Origin of the sequence: Sorangium sp. So ce375 (genome assembly GCF_051473855.1) — a bacterium.
Classification (GTDB): Bacteria; Myxococcota_A; Polyangia; order Polyangiales; family Polyangiaceae; genus Sorangium.
Window position 1 is genome coordinate 2,175,370 of the sequence record NZ_CP150335.1, and the last position, 19,556, is coordinate 2,194,925.

Here is a 19,556-nt window from a genome sequence, read left to right on the forward strand (position 1 = left end):
ATGTTTCGTGCATGACGGAGAACAACTCGCAAGTATGGTTCATCACCGGAAGCTCGCGGGGGCTCGGCCGCGCCCTCGCCCTGGCCGTGCTCGCCGCCGGGCACCGCGTCGTCGCCTCGGCGCGCAAGCCCGCCGATCTCGATGACCTCGTGAAACAGCACGGCGACCGCGTGAAGACAGTGGCGCTCGACGTCACGCAGCCCGAGCAGGCCGTGAGCGCGGTCAAGGAAGCGGTCGACGCCTTCGGTCGCATCGACGTGCTCGTCAACAACGCGGGCTACGCGAACGTCGACTCGGCTGAAGATATCCCGCTCGACGATTTCCGCGCGCAGATCGACGCCAATTTCTACGGCGTCGTACATGTCACGCGCGCGGTGCTGCCCGTGATGCGCGAGCAGCGCAGCGGGCGTATCCTGCAGATCAGCTCCATCGGCGGACGGCGTGGCGGCACGCCGGGTCTGAGCGCGTACCAGGCGGCGAAGTTCGCCGTCGCGGGCTTCAGCGAGGTCGTCCTCAACGAGGTCGCGCCGCTCGGCATCCAGGTCACCATCGTCGAGCCGGGCGGCTTTGGCACCGACTGGGCTGGCAGCTCGATGACGATCTACCCGTCGCAGCTCGACTACGAGGCCACCGTGGGCGCGACCAACAAGCGGCTCCGGGGCAACCCCGGCGCGGCGCGCGGCGTGCCCGAGAAGGCCGCGAAGGCGCTGCTCGAGCTTGCGTCGATGGACAGGCAGCCGCGGCGCCTGCTGCTGGGGAGCGACGCGTACGTGCTCGCCAAGCTGACGCTGCAAGAGCTCGGCGCCAGCGATGATGCCCACCGGGCCCTCAGCGCGAGCACCGACGCCGACGGCATACCCGACTTCGCCGACACCGACGTGGGGCGAGCGATGCTGAAGCTGCATCACAACTGACGAGAGCGCAAAGCGAGGACACCATGGAACTTCATCTGAAAGACAAGCGCGCGCTCGTCACCGGATCGAGCTCGGGCATCGGCGCGGAGACGGCGCGGCTCATGGCGCGCGAGGGCGTCGAGGTCGTCGTGCACGGCCGCAACGCCGAGCGCGCACAGGCGGTCGCGAACGAGATCACCACGGCGGGAGGACGCGCGGCCGTCGCGATCGGTGACCTGTCGACCGTCGATGGTCTGAACAGCGTCATCGACGCCGCCGAGCGCGCCTGTCGCGGCATCGACATCCTGGTCAACAACGCGGGCGGCGCGACGAACGTGGCCCACGCGTCGTGGTTCGACGCGCCGCTCGAGGAGTGGCTCGACGAGTACAAGAGCAACACGATGCCTGCCGTGCGGCTCGTGCAGGCGTTCGTGCCGGGAATGCGGGAGCGTCGGTGGGGCCGCGTCATCCAGATCTCGTCGCGCAACGCGATCTCACCGCACGCGCAGTTCGGTGCCTACGGCGCATCGAAGGCGGCGCTCAACAACTTCACGCTGAGTTTGTCGAAGGCCCTGGCCGGGACCGGCGTGACGTCGAACGGCATCATGCCCGGGCTCATCTACACGCCCAGCCTCGACGGGTGGTTCCGCGAGGTCGCCGCCAAGCAAGGCGTGACCGATCCCGCCGAAGGACGCGCGTGGGTGTTGAAGAACGCGGTTCATCAGACGGTGGATCGCCTCGGCATGCCGGCCGACATCGCTGCAGCGGTGTGCTTCCTCGCGAGTCCGCTGATGGACTTCATGACGGGCACGACCTTTCGCATCGATGGAGGGGCCACGCCCACGTTGTGACGACGAGGAGGGCGGCGCACGGGCGACGCGGGGTCGCCCGCCCGCTCGATCGGTTCAGGCCGCCATCAGCCTCTCGAGGAGCGCCAACCCGCGCAGCTTCGGCGGGTGTCGGGAGGGGCGTCATGCAGGGGGTCTGCTCCGTGCTCACCCCGGATGTCGTGAGGGGCTATATCGAAGACCGCGTTCCCCTCACAGCCTGCGGGGCGAGGCTATCCGGAGGCGCGCCGGGCGCCGCCGGGCGATCTCGAGCGCGCGCGCAGGCCGCTCTTCGCCGCCTGCTTCGGCTTCGGCGCGTCCGCCCGCGGGAGGAGGTTCTCCCCTCCCCACGCCATCACCGCGTCGATGAAGGCGCGGAGCTGCGGCGGCATGAACTCCCGCTCCGCGTAGACCACCGCGATGTGCGAGTCCGCCTGGATCGCGCCTGGCAGCACGTGCAGGAGCGCGCCGCTCTCGAGGTGAGGGCGCACGACCTGCTGCGGCAAGAGCGCTATGCCGAGGCCCTGGAGCGCGGCGTCGCAGAGCAGGTGGACGTCGTTCGTGAAGAGCGCGCCCTCGACCTGGAACTTACCGCCGGAGGACGGCCAGTGCGTCTGCGGCAGCTCCCCCCGGGCGAAGCCCATCATGCAGCGGTGGCTCCGCAGATCACGGCGCGTGCGCGGCGTGCCGCGGGCCTCGAGGTACGCGGGCGAGGCGACCGCGAGGAGCGGCATGCGCGCCAGCGTCCGGGCGACGAGGCCGGGCTCGAGCGCGCTGCTCGCGCGGAGCGCGACGTCGTAGCCGCCGCGCTGGAGGTCGACGTGCTGGGTCGTGCTGTGGACGTGGAGGCGGACCTCGGGGTAGCGCCGCGCAAAATCGCAGATCATCGCGTTGAAGCTCGTGTTCACCATCGGCGGCACCGAGACGCGCAGCTCGCCGCGCACGGCGCCGTCGGCCTTGCGCACGCTCGCCTCGGCGTGGTGGACGGCGTCGAGCACGATGCGGGCGTGGCGGTAGAGCGCCTCGCCCGCGTCGGTAAGGGCGAGGCTGCGCGTCGTCCGGCGGAGCAAGCGCACGCCGAGCCGCTCCTCCAGCCGCGCGAGGCGGCGGCTGATGGTGGCGCGAGGGACGCCGAGCTCGGCGGCGGCGCGGGACAGGGATCGGGCCTCCACGGTCTTCGAGAAGGCGAGGAGCTCGGAGGTCTCGAGGGGTTCGGCCATCTGGATCAAATCCTGGCAGGTGCTTCCAACTGTTGATGCATTGTTACAGGCGTGTCCAGGCCGCAGAATGCCCGCTCATGAACGACAAGGCACGCACCATCGGCTACTGGATCGCGACGAGCCTCCTCGGCTTCGCCTTCGCCGCAGGCGGGTTCGCCGATCTCTCTGGCTCCCCCCAGGTCCTCGAGGGCATGGCGCACCTCGGCTACCCGGCCTACTTCGCCGCCATCCTCGGCGTATGGAAGGTGCTCGGCGCCGTCGCCCTCTTCGCCCCGCGCTTCCCGCGCCTCAAGGAGTGGGCGTACGCCGGCATCTTCTTCGATCTCACCGGCGCCGCCGCCTCCCACGCCGCCATGGGCGACGGCGCCGGCAAGGTGATCACTCCCCTCTTCCTCGTCGCCATCGCCGCCGCCTCCTGGGCGCTGCGCCCCGAGAGCCGCAGGCTCGCGAGCGCCCCGAAGGCCGAGACCGAGGCCCGCGTCGGCGAGCACGCGCTCGCGACCTGAGGCGGGATCTCACGAACGACTCGCCCCACCTCACCCACGTACCACCGAGCAAACATCATGAGCGACCAACTCCTCCAGCAAGTCCTCCTCGAAGCCCGCACCCACAACGGCTGGCTCGCCGAGCCCATCGACGACGCGACCCTGCACCGCCTCTACGAGGCCCTGCGCCTCGGCCCGACCGCCGCCAACAGCGTGCCGGCGCGGATCGTCTTCGTGAAGAGCCTTGAGGCCAAGGAGCGCCTGCGCCCCTGCCTCGCGGACGGCAACGTCGAGAAGACCATGAGCGCGCCCGTCACCGCGATCATCGCCTACGACACGCGCTTTCACGAGAAGATGCCGAAGCTCTTCCCGGCGCGCCCGACGATGGGCGAGGCCCTCGCCGGGATGCCGCCGGAGCAGCGCGACTTCTTTCTCCTCCAGAACGCCTCGCTCCAGGCCGGCTACCTGATCCTCGCGGCCCGCGCGCTCGGGCTCGACTGCGGGCCGATGGGCGGCTTCGACAGGCAGAAGGTCGACGCCGCGTTCTTCGCCGACGTGCCGTGGAAATCGACCCTCCTCATCAACCTGGGCCATGGCGATCCGGGGAAGCTCTACCCGCGCAACCCCCGCCTCGATTTCGAAGAGGCCTGCCGTATCGCGTAGTCGACCGGCCCCCGCCGGAGGTCTACGCGACGCTGCTGTCGGCCGGACTGCCGGGCTGAGGAGGCGACATCTTCCCTGACGTGGAGGCCCGCGCCCCGCAGCCATGCGAGAGAACACAACCATGCGGCCAAGCGGCCGCACGACGCCGACCACGCTCCCCAGCCTGGTGACGTGAACGGCGAGTCGCCGGGTCAGCAGGCTCGTGCTCTGGCGCAGCTCTCGTGTTACGAAGTCGATGTCCATGGGGGATGCTGGAACGCCGGGCGCCACGGTCGCGAAAGAACGGTTCCGCAAGTGGAACGACTTCGTCGGCGAGCTGGATCTCGGCGATCCGCTGCGCCGTCTCGTACTCGACTCGTGGGAGCGCAGTCGGGCGGCGGCGGTCGACCCCGTTCGTCCGCGCTTCCGGCGGATCGACGACGAGGAGCTCGCGAGGAGGCTGGAACGGAGCGCCGACCTGGTTCGGGCCGCCATCCCTCACCTGCACTGGGCCGCCGCGCTGCTACGGGCGTCGGAGCCGGCCGTCTACATCGTCGATGGGGACGGCATCGTCCTTCACTCGGTCGGCACGTCTCGTCCGATGATGGAGACATTCGGCCTCCTGCCCGGATTCGACTGGTCGGAGCGGGCGATGGGGACCAACGGCGCCGGCACCGCCATTGCCGCAAATCGCCCGGTCGCGATCGTCGGGCCGGATCACTTCGCGAGCGCATTCGACGATTGCACGTGCACCGGCGCGCCGATCCACGCGCCCGACGGTACGATCGTCGGCGCGATCGACGTCAGCACGTCCGTCGCGACCGGCAGCCCCGAGCGGCTCGCGCTGGTGGCGCACATCGCCTACACCATTGAGCGCGAGCTGCAGGCGTCATGGGAAAGTCGCCGCCGCGAGGCCGAGGAGGCGAGCCGGATCCAGGCCGAGGAGGCGCACGAGCAGCTCGCCCGTCTGCAGGGCGTCACGGCCGCGCTCGCCCGCACGAGCACCGCCGGAGAGTCCGCCTGCGTCGCGATCCGCGCGATCGGCACGATCCTGCGGGCCCAGGGCGCGCGGGCCTACCTGCGAACGGACGACCCAGGAGGGCTGCGCCTCGTGGCCTCGACCGGCGACAACGGGACGTCGCCCTTCCCGGCGATCCCGTCCGATCCGGAGCAGCTGATCGTCCTGGCCCTGTGCCGCGGCGAGCTGGTCATGCTGCCGGACCCCGACGAGGTCGAGGGGGCCGCCACGCGCTTCGCCCCGAGCCCCACCATGTCGGCGATGGCCTCGCCACGCCTCGTGGCGCTGCCGCTCCGGATCCACGGTCGGGATCTCGGCGGCCTCGTATTCGTCATCGAGGGTCCGTGCCGCCTCGAGCCGGCGATGCGCCGGCTGGTCGCCACGATGGCGGATCAGTGCGCTCAGGCCGTCGAGCGCAATTCCCTCTTCGAGTCGGAGATGCGCGCCCGTGCCGAGGCACAGGATGCGGTCCGGCAGCGCGAGCAGATGCTCGGCATCGTGGCCCACGATCTTCGTAATCCCCTCAGCGCGATCATGCTCCGGGCCGCCCTGCTGAAGCGGGAGCTGGCGTCCCGCGTCGACGAGGAGAAGTTGCGGGACGGCGTACGGACGATCGAGCGCGCAGCGCGCCACAGCAACCGCCTTATCGCCGACCTGCTCGACGTGGCGAGCATCGACGCTCGCCGATTGTCGATCCTGCCCGCTCCCCACGAGGTCTCCGATCTCGTGGCGGATGCGACGGAAACGGCGCGCTTCGGCGCGACCGGCCGCTCGTTGTCGGTGCACGTGAAGGTTCCAGCGGATCTGCCGCGGGTGCTCGCCGATCGCGACCGGATCGTCCAGGTCCTCTCCAACCTGCTCTGGAATGCCCACAAGTTCACGCCCGACGGCGGGGCGATCTGCGTGCGCGCCGAGGCGCTCGACGGCGAGGTGGGGATCCACGTCCGGGATTCCGGTGTCGGAATCGCGGCGGAACACCTCTCACGCATCTTCGACCCGTACTGGACGCGGCCGACCAATGGGCAGCGCGGCACTGGCCTCGGTCTGGCGATCGCGCGGGGGATCGTCCAGGCGCACGGTGGGCGAATCTGGGTGGAGAGCCGGGTTGGCGACGGGAGCACCTTCTCGTTTACCTTGCCGCTCGCCGATCGCTGAAGCGCGCCTCGCGAGCCATCGCTGTGATTGGCTGGCTACAGATCTCAACGCGCTGGGTCCGGTCACTCCTTGAACGGCGCCGCCAGGATAACGTCGTAGAAATTGGGGGCATGGAAGCCCGGGACGAGGCGCTCGGCGATATCGGCCGTGAAGTTGTAGTAGGCGGTCTCCGGCTTGCTGGCGAGCATGTCGGCGATTGCCTGTGGAAATGCGCGCTTGAAATCGAGACGCGGGTACGCCTGGAGCACCTCATCCACCTCGTCCGCAGAGAGCTCCTTCAAGTCCTTGCCAGTGATGTCCATGATGGTTCCGACGTGGAGCAGCGCCACCTCGGGCCGCTTGTAGGGCGGGACCCCCCTCACGGTGTGCAGCGCGATTGCGTCCCACACGACGCCGATCGCCTCCTCGGGCACGCCGTGCTGCTTCAGGAACTCGCTCGCCGCGTTTGCGCCTTCGACCTCGTACCGCTCCGGGCCTCGGAACCTCTCGGCCAGGCCGAGGTCATGGAGCGCCGCCCCGAGGTAGAACAGCTCGAGATCGAGATCGAGCCCGCGCCGCTTCGCGAGCAGCGCGCCGAAGATGTACGTGCGCATGACGTGGTTGAAGAGGAAGGGCGCCGACATCTCCCGCGCGAGCTCGGTCGCTTCCGCGGCCAGGTGGCTGTCAGGGATGCGGATGCCAGCTATCTCGTTCTTCACGGTCCTCTCTCCTTGGTGTGGCGCCGAGCCCGGAGGGAACCTGCGGCCTCGCGCCCGGCCGGGCACGGGCCTGGGCGCTCGGGCGGATGTTCTTCAGGCCGGCGAGGTTCTACCCGTCGGCGAGTCAGGGCCGGCTATCGGCTCCGCGGCATTCGGCCGCCCATCTTGCCGAACAACCTGCGGGCGACCAGGCGTGATCACCATCAGAAGGATCCGCCACGTTCCGTCAACTTCACACCCGATGTGGGCAGGGCGGCTCCGTGGAGGTCTGGATCGATCCGCTGGCCGGCGGCTCGGCCAACGGGCGCGCCGCCTTCTCCCGGTGAGCTCGCGGCGGTAGGATGCGGCTACATGAGGGCGTCCCCGCTGATTGTCTCGCTCCAGCTCCTCGCGGCGTGTGCCCCCGAGTTGCGGCTCGGTGAGCTCCCGGGCTCCGGTCCTGGATCGGGCGGTGGGGGTAGCAGGGCAGAGGGCAGCGGGACCGCCGGCGCCGGCTCGGAGGCCGGTGGCGGGCCGAGCAGCGCAGCGGGCGGCGGGACCGCTGGCGCCGGGGCCGGCGGCGGCGCTGGCGGCGCTGGCGGCGGAGAGGTCGATTGCGCGCGCGACCGGTCCTGCCTCACCGACGACGGCCTCATCGCTCGGTATTTCCTCGACGAGGCCACGACCGGGAGCGCGCCCGCGCAGGTCGAGGACGCCGCCGAGGCGCCGATGCCGCTCCCGCTGACCTACGGGCCGGAGATGAGCTTCGCGGCGGACGGCGCGGCGCACAGCGGGCTCTCCTGGACGGCCGCCGGCGCCGATGGCCGGGCCTCCGCGTTGATCGACGGCACCAAGGTCCAGAGCGCATTCCAGGGCGCCATCGCGGGCACGATCGAGGCCGTGCTCCGCATCGCAGAGGTGGTCAGTGGGGGCTCGCGCATCGTTCATATAGGCACGGGCTCGGAGGCTGGCCGCTTCACGCTCCGCTCGGAGACGGCGGGCCAGATCGTGCTCTGGTGGAACGGCGACTACTGCGGCGGCGCGTGGGACGCCGAGCTCCCGGAGCGCGCCGTGGTGCACGGCGTGTTCGATTCGACCGTCCAGGCGCCCGCGGAGGATCGGGTCCGGCTCTACATCAACGGCCTTCCGGCCCGGCGGAGCAGCTCGGTCAGCGGCTATTGCGCGATGCACGCGAGCGTGCCGCCGCTGGGCACGACGCTCGATTTCCCCGACGGACGGCACCTCGTCCTTGGCAACCGCGAGATCGGCGAGCGGAGCTTCTCGGGTGCGCTGTACTATGCGGCGCTCTACGCGAAGGCGCTCACGCCGGCGGAGATCGAGCGAAACGCCGCCGCGCTGCTCGCCAGCGACGATCGCCCGGCGCAGTGAGCGGCGGTCCGGCGGCCCCGCCTCACGGCCGGCCGCCGACCGCGCTCCGGCTCACTCGGCCTCGTGAACGACCCGGGCCGCCACCTCATCCTCGAGGGCGACGGCGCGGCTCAGGGGGCTGACGAGCGGGACCGTGCGCGATGGCCGGTGCATGGACACCGATTCTACCACGACGTGCTAAGTGCTCGGAGATGGCTTCGAGAACGGGGTTATTGGGCTGCACACCGCTCGCCTTTGTCGTCGCCTGCGCGGCCGAATCCTCGCGCGCGCCCGTCGACGCGGGCGCCGACGCGCCGCCCGCGGGCACCGTCACCGCGCCCCCACCGCTCCCGCGTGAGGCCGCCCTCGACGCACGCTTCGTGAAGATCACGCTGCACCGCCAGTTCTACTGCGAGGGGGCGAGCTTTGCGGACTTCAATCACGACGGGGTGACGGATGTCATCGCGGGCCCGGATTGGTACGAGGGTCCCGGGTATGGCACGAGCCATCCCGTGTGGCCGAGGGAAGCCTTCGATCCGCACGGCTACTCGGATTGCTTTTTCGAGTTCCCCTACGACTTCGACCACGACGGGTTCACCGACGTCCTCGTCGTCGGCTTTCCGGGTGAGCCCGCGGCCTGGTACCAGAACCCGCGCGACGGCGACGCGCTCTGGGCTCGTCACGACACGCTGCCGTGGCCGATCGACAACGAGTCGCCGCTGTTCGCCGACATCACCGGCGACGGCGTGCCCGAGCTCGTGCACATGTCGGGTGGCGCGCTCGGGACGTCGTCGCCCGGCGTGGACCCGACCGAGCCGTGGGTCTTCCGGGCGCTCACAGAGGATCGTGGGTACCGCGCGTTCACGCACGGCCTCGGTGCAGGCGACGTCAACGGGGACGGCGCAATCGACTTGGTCGAGGCGAGCGGCTACTTCACGCGGAGCCCAGGGTCACCCGACGGCTTGCCGTTCACGCGCGTCGAGCAGCCGTTCGGCGCCGGGGGAGGGCAGATGCCGGTGATCGACGTGGACGGCGACGGGGACGCCGACATAGCGACCACGCTGGCCGCTCACGGCTACGGGCTCTCCTGGTTCGAGCAGGTTCCGAGCGCGGCCGGCGCCGCGTTCGTGGAGCACGGCGTCGTTCCGGGGACCCCACCCGATGCCGCGTCGAGCGTGTTCATGCACGAGCCGCACGCGCTCGCTCACGCCGACATCGACGGTGACCGGCTCCAGGACCTCGTGAGCGGCGAGCGCTTCTGGGGTCATGTGCCTGCCGGCACGCCGGACTTCGACGCGCCGGCCCGGCTCTACTGGTTCGAGCAGGCGCGAGCGGCCGAACGCATCGACTTCCAGCCCGTTCTCATCGATGACGATTCGGGGGTAGGCACCCAGCTCACGGTCGCGGACGGCGACGGAGACGGCCGGCCGGACATCGTCATCTCGAACAAGAAGGGCGCTTTCGTCTTCCTACAACGCTAGAGTAGAATCCTCGCGCCGATCCAAGACGGCCTCCCGCCGCCACATGCACAGGATGCATGAGTGCCATGGCTTCTGTGCGTTGGTGTCGCACCGGTGAGCTGATACCCTGTCGACGATGGAGACCAGCGTCGGCTCGGCGATCCCTCGACAACGGTCTTCGGCGGGCCCGATGTTTGCGACACACGGCACGGGCGCGTCGCGACAGTGTATTATCTTGCCCAGGATGTAATCGATTGACAAGGAGCGAAGCTTTGCTTTGCTTTGCTTCATTGCTCTGCTGGCGAGGTGCGGCTTTCTTGATCTCCCCGCGACGGCGCGAGGGCCGAAGCCATGATCACCCGCTGGTCGCGAGGAGCGGCCTCCTTGCTCTTCCTGTGACCGCGAGAGGACTGAAGCCATGGAGCGGACGGAGCCGAACAGCGTGAAACCCCTCGAAGTACTCCGCTTCTTCACCGCGTCGGGGCGACGGGCGACGGCGCTCCTCGGGGCGCTCTCCCTCGCGGCGTCCGGCGCGGCCGCGGGCTGCGTCGGCCACGCCGGCGCCGGCGACGGCGACGGCGACGGGCCGCCGGGCCAGGGCGGCGTCGTGGACGTCGCTCCGGCGGGAATGCGCCGGATGACGCCGGAGCAGTTCAAGAATTCGATGCGCGATCTGTTCGGCGATCCGGCGCTGGATCTCGACCTGGACGCGGACACGGGAGAGGTCACCTCGCTGCTCGCCGTGGACAAACTCAACGCCGCGGCGGAGGCGATCGTCGCCCGGCGCCCGTCGTGGGGGACAGAGGTGTTCCCGTGCGACACGAGCGGTCCTGATGATGAAGTGTGCGTGGACGACTTCGTACGGACGTTCGGTCGTCGCGCCTTCCGGCACACGCTCGACGAGGCCGAGGTCGCGATGCTCAAAGGCCAGTACACCCGGGCGCGAAAGGAGCAGTCGTTCGACGACGCCCTCCTCATCGTGCTCAAGACCATGATCCAGTCGCCCAACGTCTACTACTTCGTCGAGCTCGGCCGGGAAGGGGACGGGGGCGAGGCGCTCGCCTCCGGCGTTCGTTCGCTGACGGGCTGGGAGCGGGCGGCGCGCCTCTCGTATTTTCTCTGGAACACGACGCCGGACGACGCGCTGCTCGACGCCGCGGAGTCCGGCGCGCTCGACACGGCCGAGGGCGTGCGCGCACAGGCGGAGCGGCTCCTCTCGGACGACCGCGCCCGGCCTACAGCGAGGCGCTTCTTCACCGACTGGATCGAGCTCGACGGCACGAACAAGCACGCGTCGCTCGAGAACGCGCCGAAGAGCTCCGAGATCTATCCCGAGGATTCACCCGCGTTGCGCGCCGCCATGCGCACCGAGATCGAGGCCCTCGCGGAGCGCGTGCTCTTCGAGGGGGATGGCCGCTTCGAGACGCTGCTCACGACGACGGACGCGTACGTGAACGGGCCCCTCGCCGCGCTCTACGGGGTCGAGGGCCCCGCGGACGAAGACGCGTTCTCCTGGGTCTCCCTCCCTGCCGACCAGCGCGCGGGGATCTTCACGCGAGCCGCCTTTCTGAGCGTGTTCGGCAGCATCGAGGTCAAATCGCCGATCCGCCGCGGCGCGTACGTCCTGGAGGAGGTGCTCTGTCGCCCTCTCGGCCCGCCGCCTCCCAACGCGAGCGACGTCCCGGTCAAGGGCGGAGTCGTCGAGGAGAACGGCGAGCTCGTGCGCAGGACGATCCGCCAGGATGTCGAGGCCAAGACGTCCAGCGGCAACTGCGTGAGCTGCCACGCGACCATCAACCCCATCGGCTTCGCCTTCGAGCATTACGACGCCCTCGGACGGTGGCAGTCGCAGGAGACGGGCGGAGACGCGGAGGCCCCGTACACGCTCGACATCGACGCGCGCGGGCGCCTCCCTGCGATCGGCCCGGACGGGGAGGGCGTGGAGGTCGACGGCGGCGTCGAGGTGTCGGCGGCCCTCGCGGCGAGCGCTGCAGCGCGCGCTTGCCTCACGAAGCACCTCTTCCGGACGGCGCTCCGCCGCGTCCCTGTCGATCAGGATCTCGCGTCGATCGAGGCGGCCACGCCGGCGCCCGAGAGCGGCGGCAGCATGCGTGACCTCATCCTCGCCCTCGCGACGAGCAACGCCTTCTTGCACCTGCGCCACCCCGAGGAGTGACCTTATGAGCCGCGCCCCTTTCAGCCGAAGGAATTTCCTTCGAACCGCCACTGGCCTGTGCATCGCGCTTCCGTTCCTCGAGGCGACGCACGGCGACGTCTGGGCCGCGGACGGCAGGGCCAGGCGGTTCATCGTGTTCTTCAGCCACGGCGGCACGATCACGTCTCGCCACAACTCAGGGTCCAAGGGGGATCCGTGGAAGCCGGGCGCCTGGAGCATGCTCGACCTCTGGGCTCCCGGCGACGAGGGCCAGTCGCTCGAGGTCCTCGGCGAGGAGATGGCCGCGCTCGAAGCCCTCAAGGGCGACCTCACCCTGCTTCGCGGCGTCGACGACGCCGCCGGGATGGTCCAGGGAGATTACGGCGGGCACCACGGCTGCTCCAACGCGACCGTGCTCACGTGCGCCGACACGACCTCGGGAGGCGACGACGCCAGGGCGCTCGGCCCCTCGATCGATCAGGTGATCGCCCAGCGGCTCGCCGGCGAGCGCCCGACGCCGTTCTCGTCGATCGATCTCATGGTCGACGGGCACAACTACGGAGAGCCGCTGTACAACGCGGCGGGGGAGCAGGTCTCCACCGAGAAGGACCCGACGAGCGCCTTCGACCGGCTCTTCAAGGACGTCGCGGAGTCCTCCTCGGGTCCGACGCCCGAGCAGCTCCGCATCCGCGCCCAGCGCGCGAGCGTGCTCGACGGCGTGAGCGAGCACCTCGCGGCGCTGAAGGGGCGCGTGAGCGCGGCCGACAGGCACCTGCTCGACGCGCACGCGGAGCACATCCGGAGCCTGGAGAAGAAGCTCGACGGCGTCGCCAACCTGGCGGCTTGCACGAAGCCGGATGTCGGCGGCGCGCCCGTGTACCAGGGATACGGCTCCTACACGGGGGCAGGCATCCAGGAGGCCGCTCCCCTCCTCGTCGACATCCTCCTGCACGCGCTGCGCTGCGGCCTCACGAACGTCGCCACCTTCCAGATCGCCGACGTCCTGACGAGCTGGCTGCCTCAACCCTACACCACCGATCTCGGTCACAGCCTCGGCCACGCCGGCCTCGACGTCGGTCCGAGCGGCGCGGAGCCCGACCGGCTCGAGGACTGGCGCGCGACCATCGTCGCGAACCGCACCTGGCGCATGGGGATGCTCGCGCGCCTGCTCGACGGGCTGAAGAGCACCCCGGAGGGCGACGGCACGATGCTCGACAACAGCGTCGTTCTCTTCACGAGCGAGTTCGGGTGCGGCGGGGGACACTCGCCTCGCGACGTCCCCGTCCTGCTCGCCGGCAAGGCAGGCGGCAGGTGGTCGGGCGGCCGGCACGTCAACTACAACAAGCGCGCGAGCGCGGATCCCGCGCAGTCCGAGTACGAGACCGACGTCTCCTTGCACAACGTCTACACGTCGATCCTGCGCGCCTTCGGCCAGGAAGACGCGCACTTCGGCAACGGCACCGCGTACAGGAAGGGCCCCCTGGCGGAGCTGCCGTAGGATACGGCTCCTTTTCCTCTGAAGACCCCTCGATGGAGGCCGGCCTGCCATGACCCGCAGCGAGGACGAGCGCGCGATCGACGCCGTCGTGCACGCGTTCTTTCAGGCCTTTGGAAACAAAGGTGGGGTAAGGCCGGACCTCGAGGCGCTGCGCGCGCTCTTCCTCGAGGAGGGCGTGATCATCAAGACCTGCGGAGATACACCGACGATCTACGACCTGCGCTCGTTCATCGAGCCCCGGGAGAAGCTCTTGACGAGCGGGGAGCTTGTCGATTTCTCCGAGGAGGAGGTCTGGGGGAGGACGGACATCTTCGGGAACATCGCGCAGCGCTTCTGTGGTTATCGCAAGTCCGGGCTGCTCTCGGGGCATCGCTTCGAGGCGAGGGGCGCGAAGTCCATCCAGCTGGTCAAGACGCCCGCCGGCTGGAAGATCAGCGCGGTTGCCTGGGACGACGAGCGGGAATGATAGAGGCCAGGGCGCTCGTCAGCCTGACCCTCTTCCTGTTCTCTTCTCGTCGGCCGCCTCGAAAAGAGCAATCTGGTCGGCTTGGGCTTTCTTGAACGAGGGGCGAGCGGTTACGCGGGTTACATAGGCCTCGGTCGCCGGCCGATCGCCGAAGGAGCGGACCTCCCCGACCCGTAGCACGTCCGCCATCAGCAGGTCTGCGACGGTGAAGCGGTCGGCCGCGAGCCATTCTCGCTCGCTCAGTATCTCTTCGAGCTGGTCGAGGCGCTTGCCCATCCATCCGGTAAGTTTGTTGTTCTTGTCGCCGGATATTCTCAAAAACCACCACGGTACGGTGACCATCTCGATCGAGTTGAGCGCGGCGATCGTCCATTGCAGTGTCTCCGCTTCTCCAGCCGGATCGCGCGGCATCAGCTCATCGCTCTTCCTGGCCAGGTGCAGCAGCCCCGCGCCGCTTTCGAATATCTCCAGATCTCCGTCGCTCAGGAACGGAACTTGGCCAAATGGCTGGCGCGCGAGGTGGTTGGTCTCGCGATCATCGAACGGGATCGTTTGGACCGTGTAGCTGAGACCAGCTTCCTCACACGCCCACCTCAGCCTCAGATCACGCACAAAGCCACGGGGGCCTTCAGGCACCCAGTCGTAGGTCCAGATGGTCAGTTTGCTCATCGCAGCAAGCCTCTCCTGTATTCGTCGGCCGGGAATGATTCAGCGTGGTGTAGCCAGTGTTACACGGCCGGGTGAGCTCGTTGGATCTGTTGGTTTTCGTAGGCGGATCAGTGGATCGTGCTTTTTGTACCTCATGTCGACCGCCGGGTCGGCGGGAAATTCTTGACAGGTCGAAATGGCTTTGCGCGGGCCCTCCTCCACGCGCCGCGCTTTCATGGACCAGTCCACCGGTGCGTCATCGACGTCCAGCGCGACGTGCCGGGTTGCCTTCGCGCGCTCCAAAGCTCTCTACGAGGGGCAGGAAGAGCTCGTCCACGATGGACCGGATGCGCGCGGGCTTCAGCGGCCTGAGATCCATGAGCAGATCGTGTCGCACGAGGTCGTAGGGCAGGGCGAGCACGGCCGGGGGAATGCGCTCGAGGTCGACCTCACCGCGGTCGTGGGCGCGCTGGTAGGGGATGCGGTCACGCGGCTTCTGGGTGTCCATGACCTTGTCGCGCACCTGCGAGGGGGTCAGGCCGGTGCCGGCCAGTAACCCCGAGAAGGCTGCGGCTGCGGCGATGGCGAAGAAGCCGGCGAGGGCGTCGCTCAGGGCCGTCAGGTGGGCGAGCAGGTCGCTGCGCAGGGCGCCGGTGTCGGGGGCCGCGACAGGGTTGGCGTCCCGGTGGTGCTGGATGGCGGCGAACACGAGCTCGTCCTTGTTCGCCCAGCGACGGTACAGGACCGCGATCCCCGTGTGAGCGCGCGCGGCGACCGATTCCATCGTCAGGTTCGCGAAGCCGACCTGGACCAGCTCCTCCCAGGTCGCGTCGAGCAGATCGGCCTCGAGCTGCTGGCCGCGCCGTCTGCGGCGGACTTGCGTTCGCGTTCCTGTCGTCATGGACCTGATCGTTTAGAGAGATTTTCATTTCTTATCAACTCCGTCGATGATAAGAGATGGATCGCTCTCTTCAACCGGAGGCTGACGATGGCGGATCCTGAACGGTGCGCAGTGCTGATCGTCGGGGCCGGCCCGACCGGGCTCACGCTGGCCTGCGAGCTCGCCCGCAGCGGCGTGTCCTTCCGCCTGATCGAGGCCGCCCCGGGCCCGAGGCCCGGCTCGCGCGGCAAGGGCGTCCAGCCGCGCACGCTCGAGGTCTTCGAGGATCTCGGCATCGTCGATCGCGTGCTCGCCCACGGCCGGATGGCGATGCCGATGCTCTCCACGGCCCCCGACGGCCGGGTGACGCTGGGCGGCGCCGTCCCCGAGACGTTGAAGGGTCGCTCCGACATCCCCTATCCGGCGAGCCTGATCACACCCCAGTGGCGCACCGAGGAGGCGCTGCGGCTGCGGCTGGCGGAGCTCGGCGGCGCGGTCGAGTTCGGTGCTGCGCTCGCGAGCTTCGAGCAGTCCGACGAAGGCGTGTCGGCGGTCGTCGTCAAGGGCGGTGAGACGGAGGCGGTCGCCGCGCGTTGGCTCGTCGGCTGCGACGGCGGCCACAGCGTCGTCCGCAAGCAGGCCGGCATCGCGTTCGAGGGCGAGACCCGCGAGGAAGTGCGGATGATCGTCGCCGACGTCGAGGTCGACGGCCTCGACCGCGACGCCTGGCGCATCTGGTGGCATGAGGAGGGCGTCCTCGGCCTCTGCCCGCTGCCCTCGACAGACGTCTTCCAATATCACGCCGTCGTCGCGCCGCGGCAGGACCCCGAGCTCAGCCTCGCGAACATGCGGGCGATCCTCGAGCGGCGGAGCGGCCGCACCGACCTCCGGCTCCACGAGCCCACGTGGTCGTCGCTGTGGCGCGCGAACATCCGCCTCGTCGACAGATATCGCGAGGGTCGGGTGTTCCTCGCCGGCGACGCTGCGCACATCCACTCGCCCGCCGGCGGTCAGGGAATGAACACAGGCATCCAGGACGCGCACAACCTCGGCTGGAAGCTTTCGGCGGTCGCGAAGGGCGCCTCGCCGGCATTGCTCGACAGCTACGAGGCCGAGCGGCGACCGATCGCAGCCGGCGTGCTCGCGCTCTCGAACACGCGCCTCCAGCAGGCGCTCGAGCGGAAGGACGCCGCCACCCGCCGCGATGCCAGCATCACCCAGCTCGACCTCCACTACCGCGGCTCCTCCCTGGCGCGCGACGACCGCGACGAGGCGGCCCTGCTCCGCGCCGGCGACCGCGCCCCCGATGCGACGAAGCTGACCACGGTGGAAGGTGAACGCCGGCTGTTCGAGCTGACGCGCGGCGGGCGCTTCACGTTGCTGAGCTTCGGGCCCGCGCCCGCGCTCGGCGCCGCGGCCTCCGACCTGAGGACGCTCCATGTCGTCGGACAGCCCGCGGGCCCCGACGACGTTGCCGACACCGCTGGCCATCTCGCCCACGCCTACGGCGCGAAGGAGCGCACCCTCGTGCTCATCCGTCCCGACGGCTACGTCGCGCTGATCTCCGACGCAGGCGACGCCTCGGCAGTCTCGGACCACCTCGCCGCGTTCCGCTGAGCGTCGCGACGGCGGGTCTGCGCGACAGAGAAGCGCAAGTCCGATCGGTGCGTGTCGTGCAACGGACCCTCACACGAGCTCCTAGCGATCGGCGCACCTCCGAACGGCACCTCCGAGTTCAGCTTTCGTTGTTGACAGGCGAGCAGATGAGGAGCCGCTCGCGACACCGAACCTCTCTGCCACGCTCGACGTGAATCGACCCGAGGGGCAGGGCCAGGGGCTGGAAGGAGAGCGCGCGCCTTGCGCGAGGAGCGGAGAAGGCGAGAGCAGGGCGCCGCGCCTCGGAAGGCGGCGTCACGGTGGTTCGCCTTGTACTCAGCATCCGGCGTCTCGTGATCCGGTGAAGGGTAAGCTCGACCACTCCATCGCAGCGCGGCATGTGACCGTTCACATGGCGACGTCAATCCAAATCGGCCGAGGATGGGGCGAGCTCTTGGCCGGAGCGCGCTCCTGAGGCGCCGCGCACAAGAGGCGATTCCCAGGGCGCCGGCCGCCTGCGGCATCGAGCGCCAGCCGTCCGTGCGCAGGCCGGCATCGAGCGCATCGGGCCGGCGATCACCGCGATCCAGCGGCCGCCCCACGTGACGCGGCGCTCCGGACGAGCTCGCCAGCGCTGTCCTGCCTTCGGGCTCGAGGATCCGCTCAGGCCGGTCGATTGGGTTTGACACCAGATATGTGATCGTTCACATTTCGAAAGGGGTATACTTGTGCTTTGCCCTGGGTGGGTCGCCCTGCGCGCCTTTGCGCGGGCTGTCCTCTCATCTGATGGCGCCTGTGTCGAGTCAGCACCAGGGGTGCGGGGCGCCGGCAATTTTGCTTGCAAGAGGATTCAACGTGCGCCTGAACACAACGTGGTACCGAGCAAGAAGAATGACCCTGTCGGCGATGGCGCTGGCCATCGCCGCCGCGATTCCCTCCCCCGCTCGGGCGGACAACCCGATCGTGCAGACCTCCTACACGGCCGACCCCGCTCCCATGGTGCACGAAGGCCGGTTGTACCTCTACACGTCACACGATGAAGACGTGACGGTGAAGGACTTCTACACCATGAACGACTGGAGGTTGTACTCCACCACGGACATGGTCAACTGGACGGACCACGGCACGCCCGCGGGCTACAAGACCTTCAGCTGGGGAACCGGCGATGCGTGGGCGCCGCAGGGGATCGCCAGGAACGGCAAGTACTATCTGTACGTCCCGCTGAACAACAACACCGGCGCGAAGATCGGCGTGGGCGTATCGGACAATGTGGCAGGCCCGTTCATGGACCCGCTGGGAAAGGCGCTGGCCCAGAAGGACAGCGGCAACATCGACCCGACGGTGTTCGTCGACGACGATGGACAGGCGTACATGTACTGGGGGAATGGCACCCTCCGGTACGTGAAGCTGAACTCGGACATGATCAGCACCTCGGGGAACATCACCAACGTGTCGTTGAACGGCTTCACCGAGGGGCCGTGGCTCCACAAGCGAGGGTCGCTGTACTACATGGTCTACGCCGCCATCGCCGGGAGCGAGAAGATCAGCTACGCGACCAGCAACAGTCCGACCGGGCCCTGGAACATCCGCGGCGACATCATGGACGCTGGCCGCACCTTCACCAATCACCCCGGCGTCGTCGACTACAAGGGGCACTCGTACTTCTTCTATCACAACAGCGCATTGCCGGGCGGCAATAACTATAAGCGCTCGGTGTGCGTGGAGGAGTTCACGTACGGCGCCGACGGCAGCATTCCGAAGCTCACGATGTCCACGAACGGACCGTCCGCCGTCGCCACGCTGGATCCGTTCAAGCAAGTCGAGGCCGAGACCATCGCCTTCTCGTCCGGGCTCAAGACCGAGGTGTGCACCGACACGGGCGCCGGCATGAACGTCACGTCCATCAGCAACGGCGACTACATCAAGGTGAAGGACGTCGATTTCCTCGACGGCGTGACCTCCTTCGAGGCTCGGGTATCGTCCGCAGCCAGCAATGCGAAGATCGAGCTCCACCTCGACAGTCAGAACGGCACGCTGCTCGGGACGTGTGACGTCTCGGGCGCGACGTCCTGGACCACCAAGACCTGTGCTGTCAGCGGGGGCAGCGGGAAACACGACCTGTTCCTGAAGTTCGTCGGTGGGAACGGCGACCTCTTCAAGTTCAACTGGTGGCGGTTTACCGGACCCACCATGCCGGACGGGGGCGACGGAGGCGGCGGAGGCGGTGTCGGCGGCTCGGACCAGGGAGCGGGCGGCACCGGCGGCAGCGCGGGCACCGGGGACACGACCTCGGGCACCGGCGGCAGCGCGAGCACCGGGGGCACGACCTCGGGCACCGGCGGCTCGGTCACCGGAGGCACCGGCGTAACGACCGGCACCGCTGGCTCGGGCAGCAGCGGCAGCGCCGGATCCTCCGGTGAGAACGACGCGGCCGGCGACGACTCCGGCGGCTCGTGCTCTTGCCGGACGGGCGCGAGCACCGGGAACGGCGGGCTCGCCGCCGCTCTCTCGCTTGTCGCTTCTGCGCTCGTTCTTCGGCGTCGGCGCCAGTAGGCGCTCGCGATCCGG

16 protein-coding genes are annotated in these 19,556 nt (G+C 69.1%); 12 read left to right on the top strand and 4 right to left on the bottom strand.

Annotated features, from left to right (window positions below; translation table 11 throughout):
* Positions 1-11 precede the first annotated feature (11 nt).
* Both WME90_RS08335 and WME90_RS08340 read left to right on the top strand, forming a co-directional pair.
* Complete coding sequence (locus WME90_RS08335) at positions 12-914, top strand: SDR family NAD(P)-dependent oxidoreductase (protein ID WP_437280546.1); 903 nt, start codon at positions 12-14, stop codon at positions 912-914.
* Positions 915-937: 23 nt separating this feature from the next.
* Positions 938-1,744 (top strand): SDR family NAD(P)-dependent oxidoreductase, encoded by an 807-nt coding sequence (locus WME90_RS08340; RefSeq protein WP_437280547.1) that lies wholly within the window; start codon positions 938-940, stop codon positions 1,742-1,744.
* Between the two features lie 209 nt (positions 1,745-1,953).
* On the opposite strand, the gene WME90_RS08345 is transcribed toward WME90_RS08340, so the two are convergent.
* Entirely contained in the window at positions 1,954-2,940 is a 987-nt protein-coding gene (locus WME90_RS08345; protein ID WP_437280548.1) for a LysR family transcriptional regulator, read from the bottom strand.
* A 77-nt stretch (positions 2,941-3,017) separates the two neighbouring features.
* Here WME90_RS08345 and WME90_RS08350 point away from each other — a divergent pair, with 77 nt between their 5' ends.
* The 3 genes from WME90_RS08350 to WME90_RS08360 all read left to right on the top strand — a co-directional run bounded on the left by WME90_RS08350 (position 3,018) and on the right by WME90_RS08360 (position 6,240).
* The gene (locus WME90_RS08350; RefSeq protein WP_437280549.1) at positions 3,018-3,446 is read left to right on the top strand and encodes a DoxX family protein; all 429 of its coding nucleotides are present in this window, start codon (positions 3,018-3,020) and stop codon (positions 3,444-3,446) included.
* Positions 3,447-3,503: 57 nt separating this feature from the next.
* Entirely contained in the window at positions 3,504-4,088 is a 585-nt protein-coding gene (locus tag WME90_RS08355) for a malonic semialdehyde reductase (protein ID WP_437280550.1), read from the top strand.
* A gap of 241 nt (positions 4,089-4,329) precedes the next feature.
* Positions 4,330-6,240 (top strand): ATP-binding protein, encoded by a 1,911-nt coding sequence (locus tag WME90_RS08360; RefSeq protein WP_437280551.1) that lies wholly within the window; start codon positions 4,330-4,332, stop codon positions 6,238-6,240.
* A gap of 62 nt (positions 6,241-6,302) precedes the next feature.
* Here the strand turns inward: WME90_RS08360 and WME90_RS08365 are convergent, their stop codons facing one another.
* Complete coding sequence (locus WME90_RS08365; protein WP_437280552.1) at positions 6,303-6,938, bottom strand: HD domain-containing protein; 636 nt, start codon at positions 6,936-6,938, stop codon at positions 6,303-6,305.
* 351 nt (positions 6,939-7,289) lie between these two features.
* On the opposite strand from WME90_RS08365, the gene WME90_RS08370 reads away from it, so the two are divergent.
* The 5 genes from WME90_RS08370 (at position 7,290) to WME90_RS08390 (ending at position 13,864) form a co-directional block, all read left to right on the top strand.
* Positions 7,290-8,306, top strand: a complete 1,017-nt coding sequence (locus tag WME90_RS08370) for a LamG-like jellyroll fold domain-containing protein (RefSeq protein WP_437280553.1) — start codon at positions 7,290-7,292, stop codon at positions 8,304-8,306.
* 191 nt (positions 8,307-8,497) lie between these two features.
* A complete protein-coding gene (locus tag WME90_RS08375) occupies positions 8,498-9,766 on the top strand; it encodes an FG-GAP repeat domain-containing protein (RefSeq protein ID WP_437280554.1) in 1,269 nt (422 codons plus the stop codon).
* A 421-nt stretch (positions 9,767-10,187) separates the two neighbouring features.
* The gene (locus WME90_RS08380; RefSeq protein WP_437280555.1) at positions 10,188-11,921 is read left to right on the top strand and encodes a DUF1592 domain-containing protein; all 1,734 of its coding nucleotides are present in this window, start codon (positions 10,188-10,190) and stop codon (positions 11,919-11,921) included.
* Between the two features lie 4 nt (positions 11,922-11,925).
* On the top strand, positions 11,926-13,398 hold the full coding sequence (locus WME90_RS08385) for a DUF1552 domain-containing protein (RefSeq protein WP_437280556.1): 1,473 nt from the start codon (positions 11,926-11,928) through the stop codon (positions 13,396-13,398).
* 49 nt (positions 13,399-13,447) lie between these two features.
* On the top strand, positions 13,448-13,864 hold the full coding sequence (locus tag WME90_RS08390; protein ID WP_437280557.1) for a DUF4440 domain-containing protein: 417 nt from the start codon (positions 13,448-13,450) through the stop codon (positions 13,862-13,864).
* Positions 13,865-13,882: 18 nt separating this feature from the next.
* On the opposite strand, the gene WME90_RS08395 is transcribed toward WME90_RS08390, so the two are convergent.
* A complete protein-coding gene (locus WME90_RS08395; protein ID WP_437280558.1) occupies positions 13,883-14,533 on the bottom strand; it encodes a glutathione S-transferase family protein in 651 nt (216 codons plus the stop codon).
* 235 nt (positions 14,534-14,768) lie between these two features.
* The gene (locus WME90_RS08400) at positions 14,769-15,413 is read right to left on the bottom strand and encodes a TetR/AcrR family transcriptional regulator (RefSeq protein WP_437280559.1); all 645 of its coding nucleotides are present in this window, start codon (positions 15,411-15,413) and stop codon (positions 14,769-14,771) included.
* A gap of 87 nt (positions 15,414-15,500) precedes the next feature.
* Between WME90_RS08400 and WME90_RS08405 the strand changes: the two genes are divergently transcribed.
* Positions 15,501-17,009 (top strand): FAD-dependent oxidoreductase, encoded by a 1,509-nt coding sequence (locus WME90_RS08405; protein WP_437283579.1) that lies wholly within the window; start codon positions 15,501-15,503, stop codon positions 17,007-17,009.
* Positions 17,010-17,879: 870 nt separating this feature from the next.
* Positions 17,880-19,541 (top strand): glycoside hydrolase family 43 protein, encoded by a 1,662-nt coding sequence (locus WME90_RS08410; RefSeq protein WP_437280560.1) that lies wholly within the window; start codon positions 17,880-17,882, stop codon positions 19,539-19,541.
* Positions 19,542-19,556: the final 15 nt, after the last annotated feature.

What these genes read in the sequence shown, in the direction of transcription:
- WME90_RS08335 (WP_437280546.1), top strand. Translation starts at nt 12, where the DNA reads ATGACGGAGAACAACTCGCAAGTATGGTTCATCACCGGAAGCTCGCGG.
- WME90_RS08385 (WP_437280556.1), top strand. Translation starts at nt 11,926, where the DNA reads ATGAGCCGCGCCCCTTTCAGCCGAAGGAATTTCCTTCGAACCGCCACT.
- WME90_RS08370 (WP_437280553.1), top strand. Translation starts at nt 7,290, where the DNA reads ATGAGGGCGTCCCCGCTGATTGTCTCGCTCCAGCTCCTCGCGGCGTGT.
- WME90_RS08405 (WP_437283579.1), top strand. Translation starts at nt 15,501, where the DNA reads ATGGCGGATCCTGAACGGTGCGCAGTGCTGATCGTCGGGGCCGGCCCG.
- WME90_RS08350 (WP_437280549.1), top strand. Translation starts at nt 3,018, where the DNA reads ATGAACGACAAGGCACGCACCATCGGCTACTGGATCGCGACGAGCCTC.
- WME90_RS08340 (WP_437280547.1), top strand. Translation starts at nt 938, where the DNA reads ATGGAACTTCATCTGAAAGACAAGCGCGCGCTCGTCACCGGATCGAGC.
- WME90_RS08410 (WP_437280560.1), top strand. Translation starts at nt 17,880, where the DNA reads ATGACCCTGTCGGCGATGGCGCTGGCCATCGCCGCCGCGATTCCCTCC.
- WME90_RS08395 (WP_437280558.1), bottom strand. Translation starts at nt 14,533, where the DNA reads ATGAGCAAACTGACCATCTGGACCTACGACTGGGTGCCTGAAGGCCCC.
- WME90_RS08355 (WP_437280550.1), top strand. Translation starts at nt 3,504, where the DNA reads ATGAGCGACCAACTCCTCCAGCAAGTCCTCCTCGAAGCCCGCACCCAC.
- WME90_RS08360 (WP_437280551.1), top strand. Translation starts at nt 4,330, where the DNA reads ATGGGGGATGCTGGAACGCCGGGCGCCACGGTCGCGAAAGAACGGTTC.
- WME90_RS08400 (WP_437280559.1), bottom strand. Translation starts at nt 15,413, where the DNA reads ATGACGACAGGAACGCGAACGCAAGTCCGCCGCAGACGGCGCGGCCAG.
- WME90_RS08375 (WP_437280554.1), top strand. Translation starts at nt 8,498, where the DNA reads ATGGCTTCGAGAACGGGGTTATTGGGCTGCACACCGCTCGCCTTTGTC.
- WME90_RS08345 (WP_437280548.1), bottom strand. Translation starts at nt 2,940, where the DNA reads ATGGCCGAACCCCTCGAGACCTCCGAGCTCCTCGCCTTCTCGAAGACC.
- WME90_RS08390 (WP_437280557.1), top strand. Translation starts at nt 13,448, where the DNA reads ATGACCCGCAGCGAGGACGAGCGCGCGATCGACGCCGTCGTGCACGCG.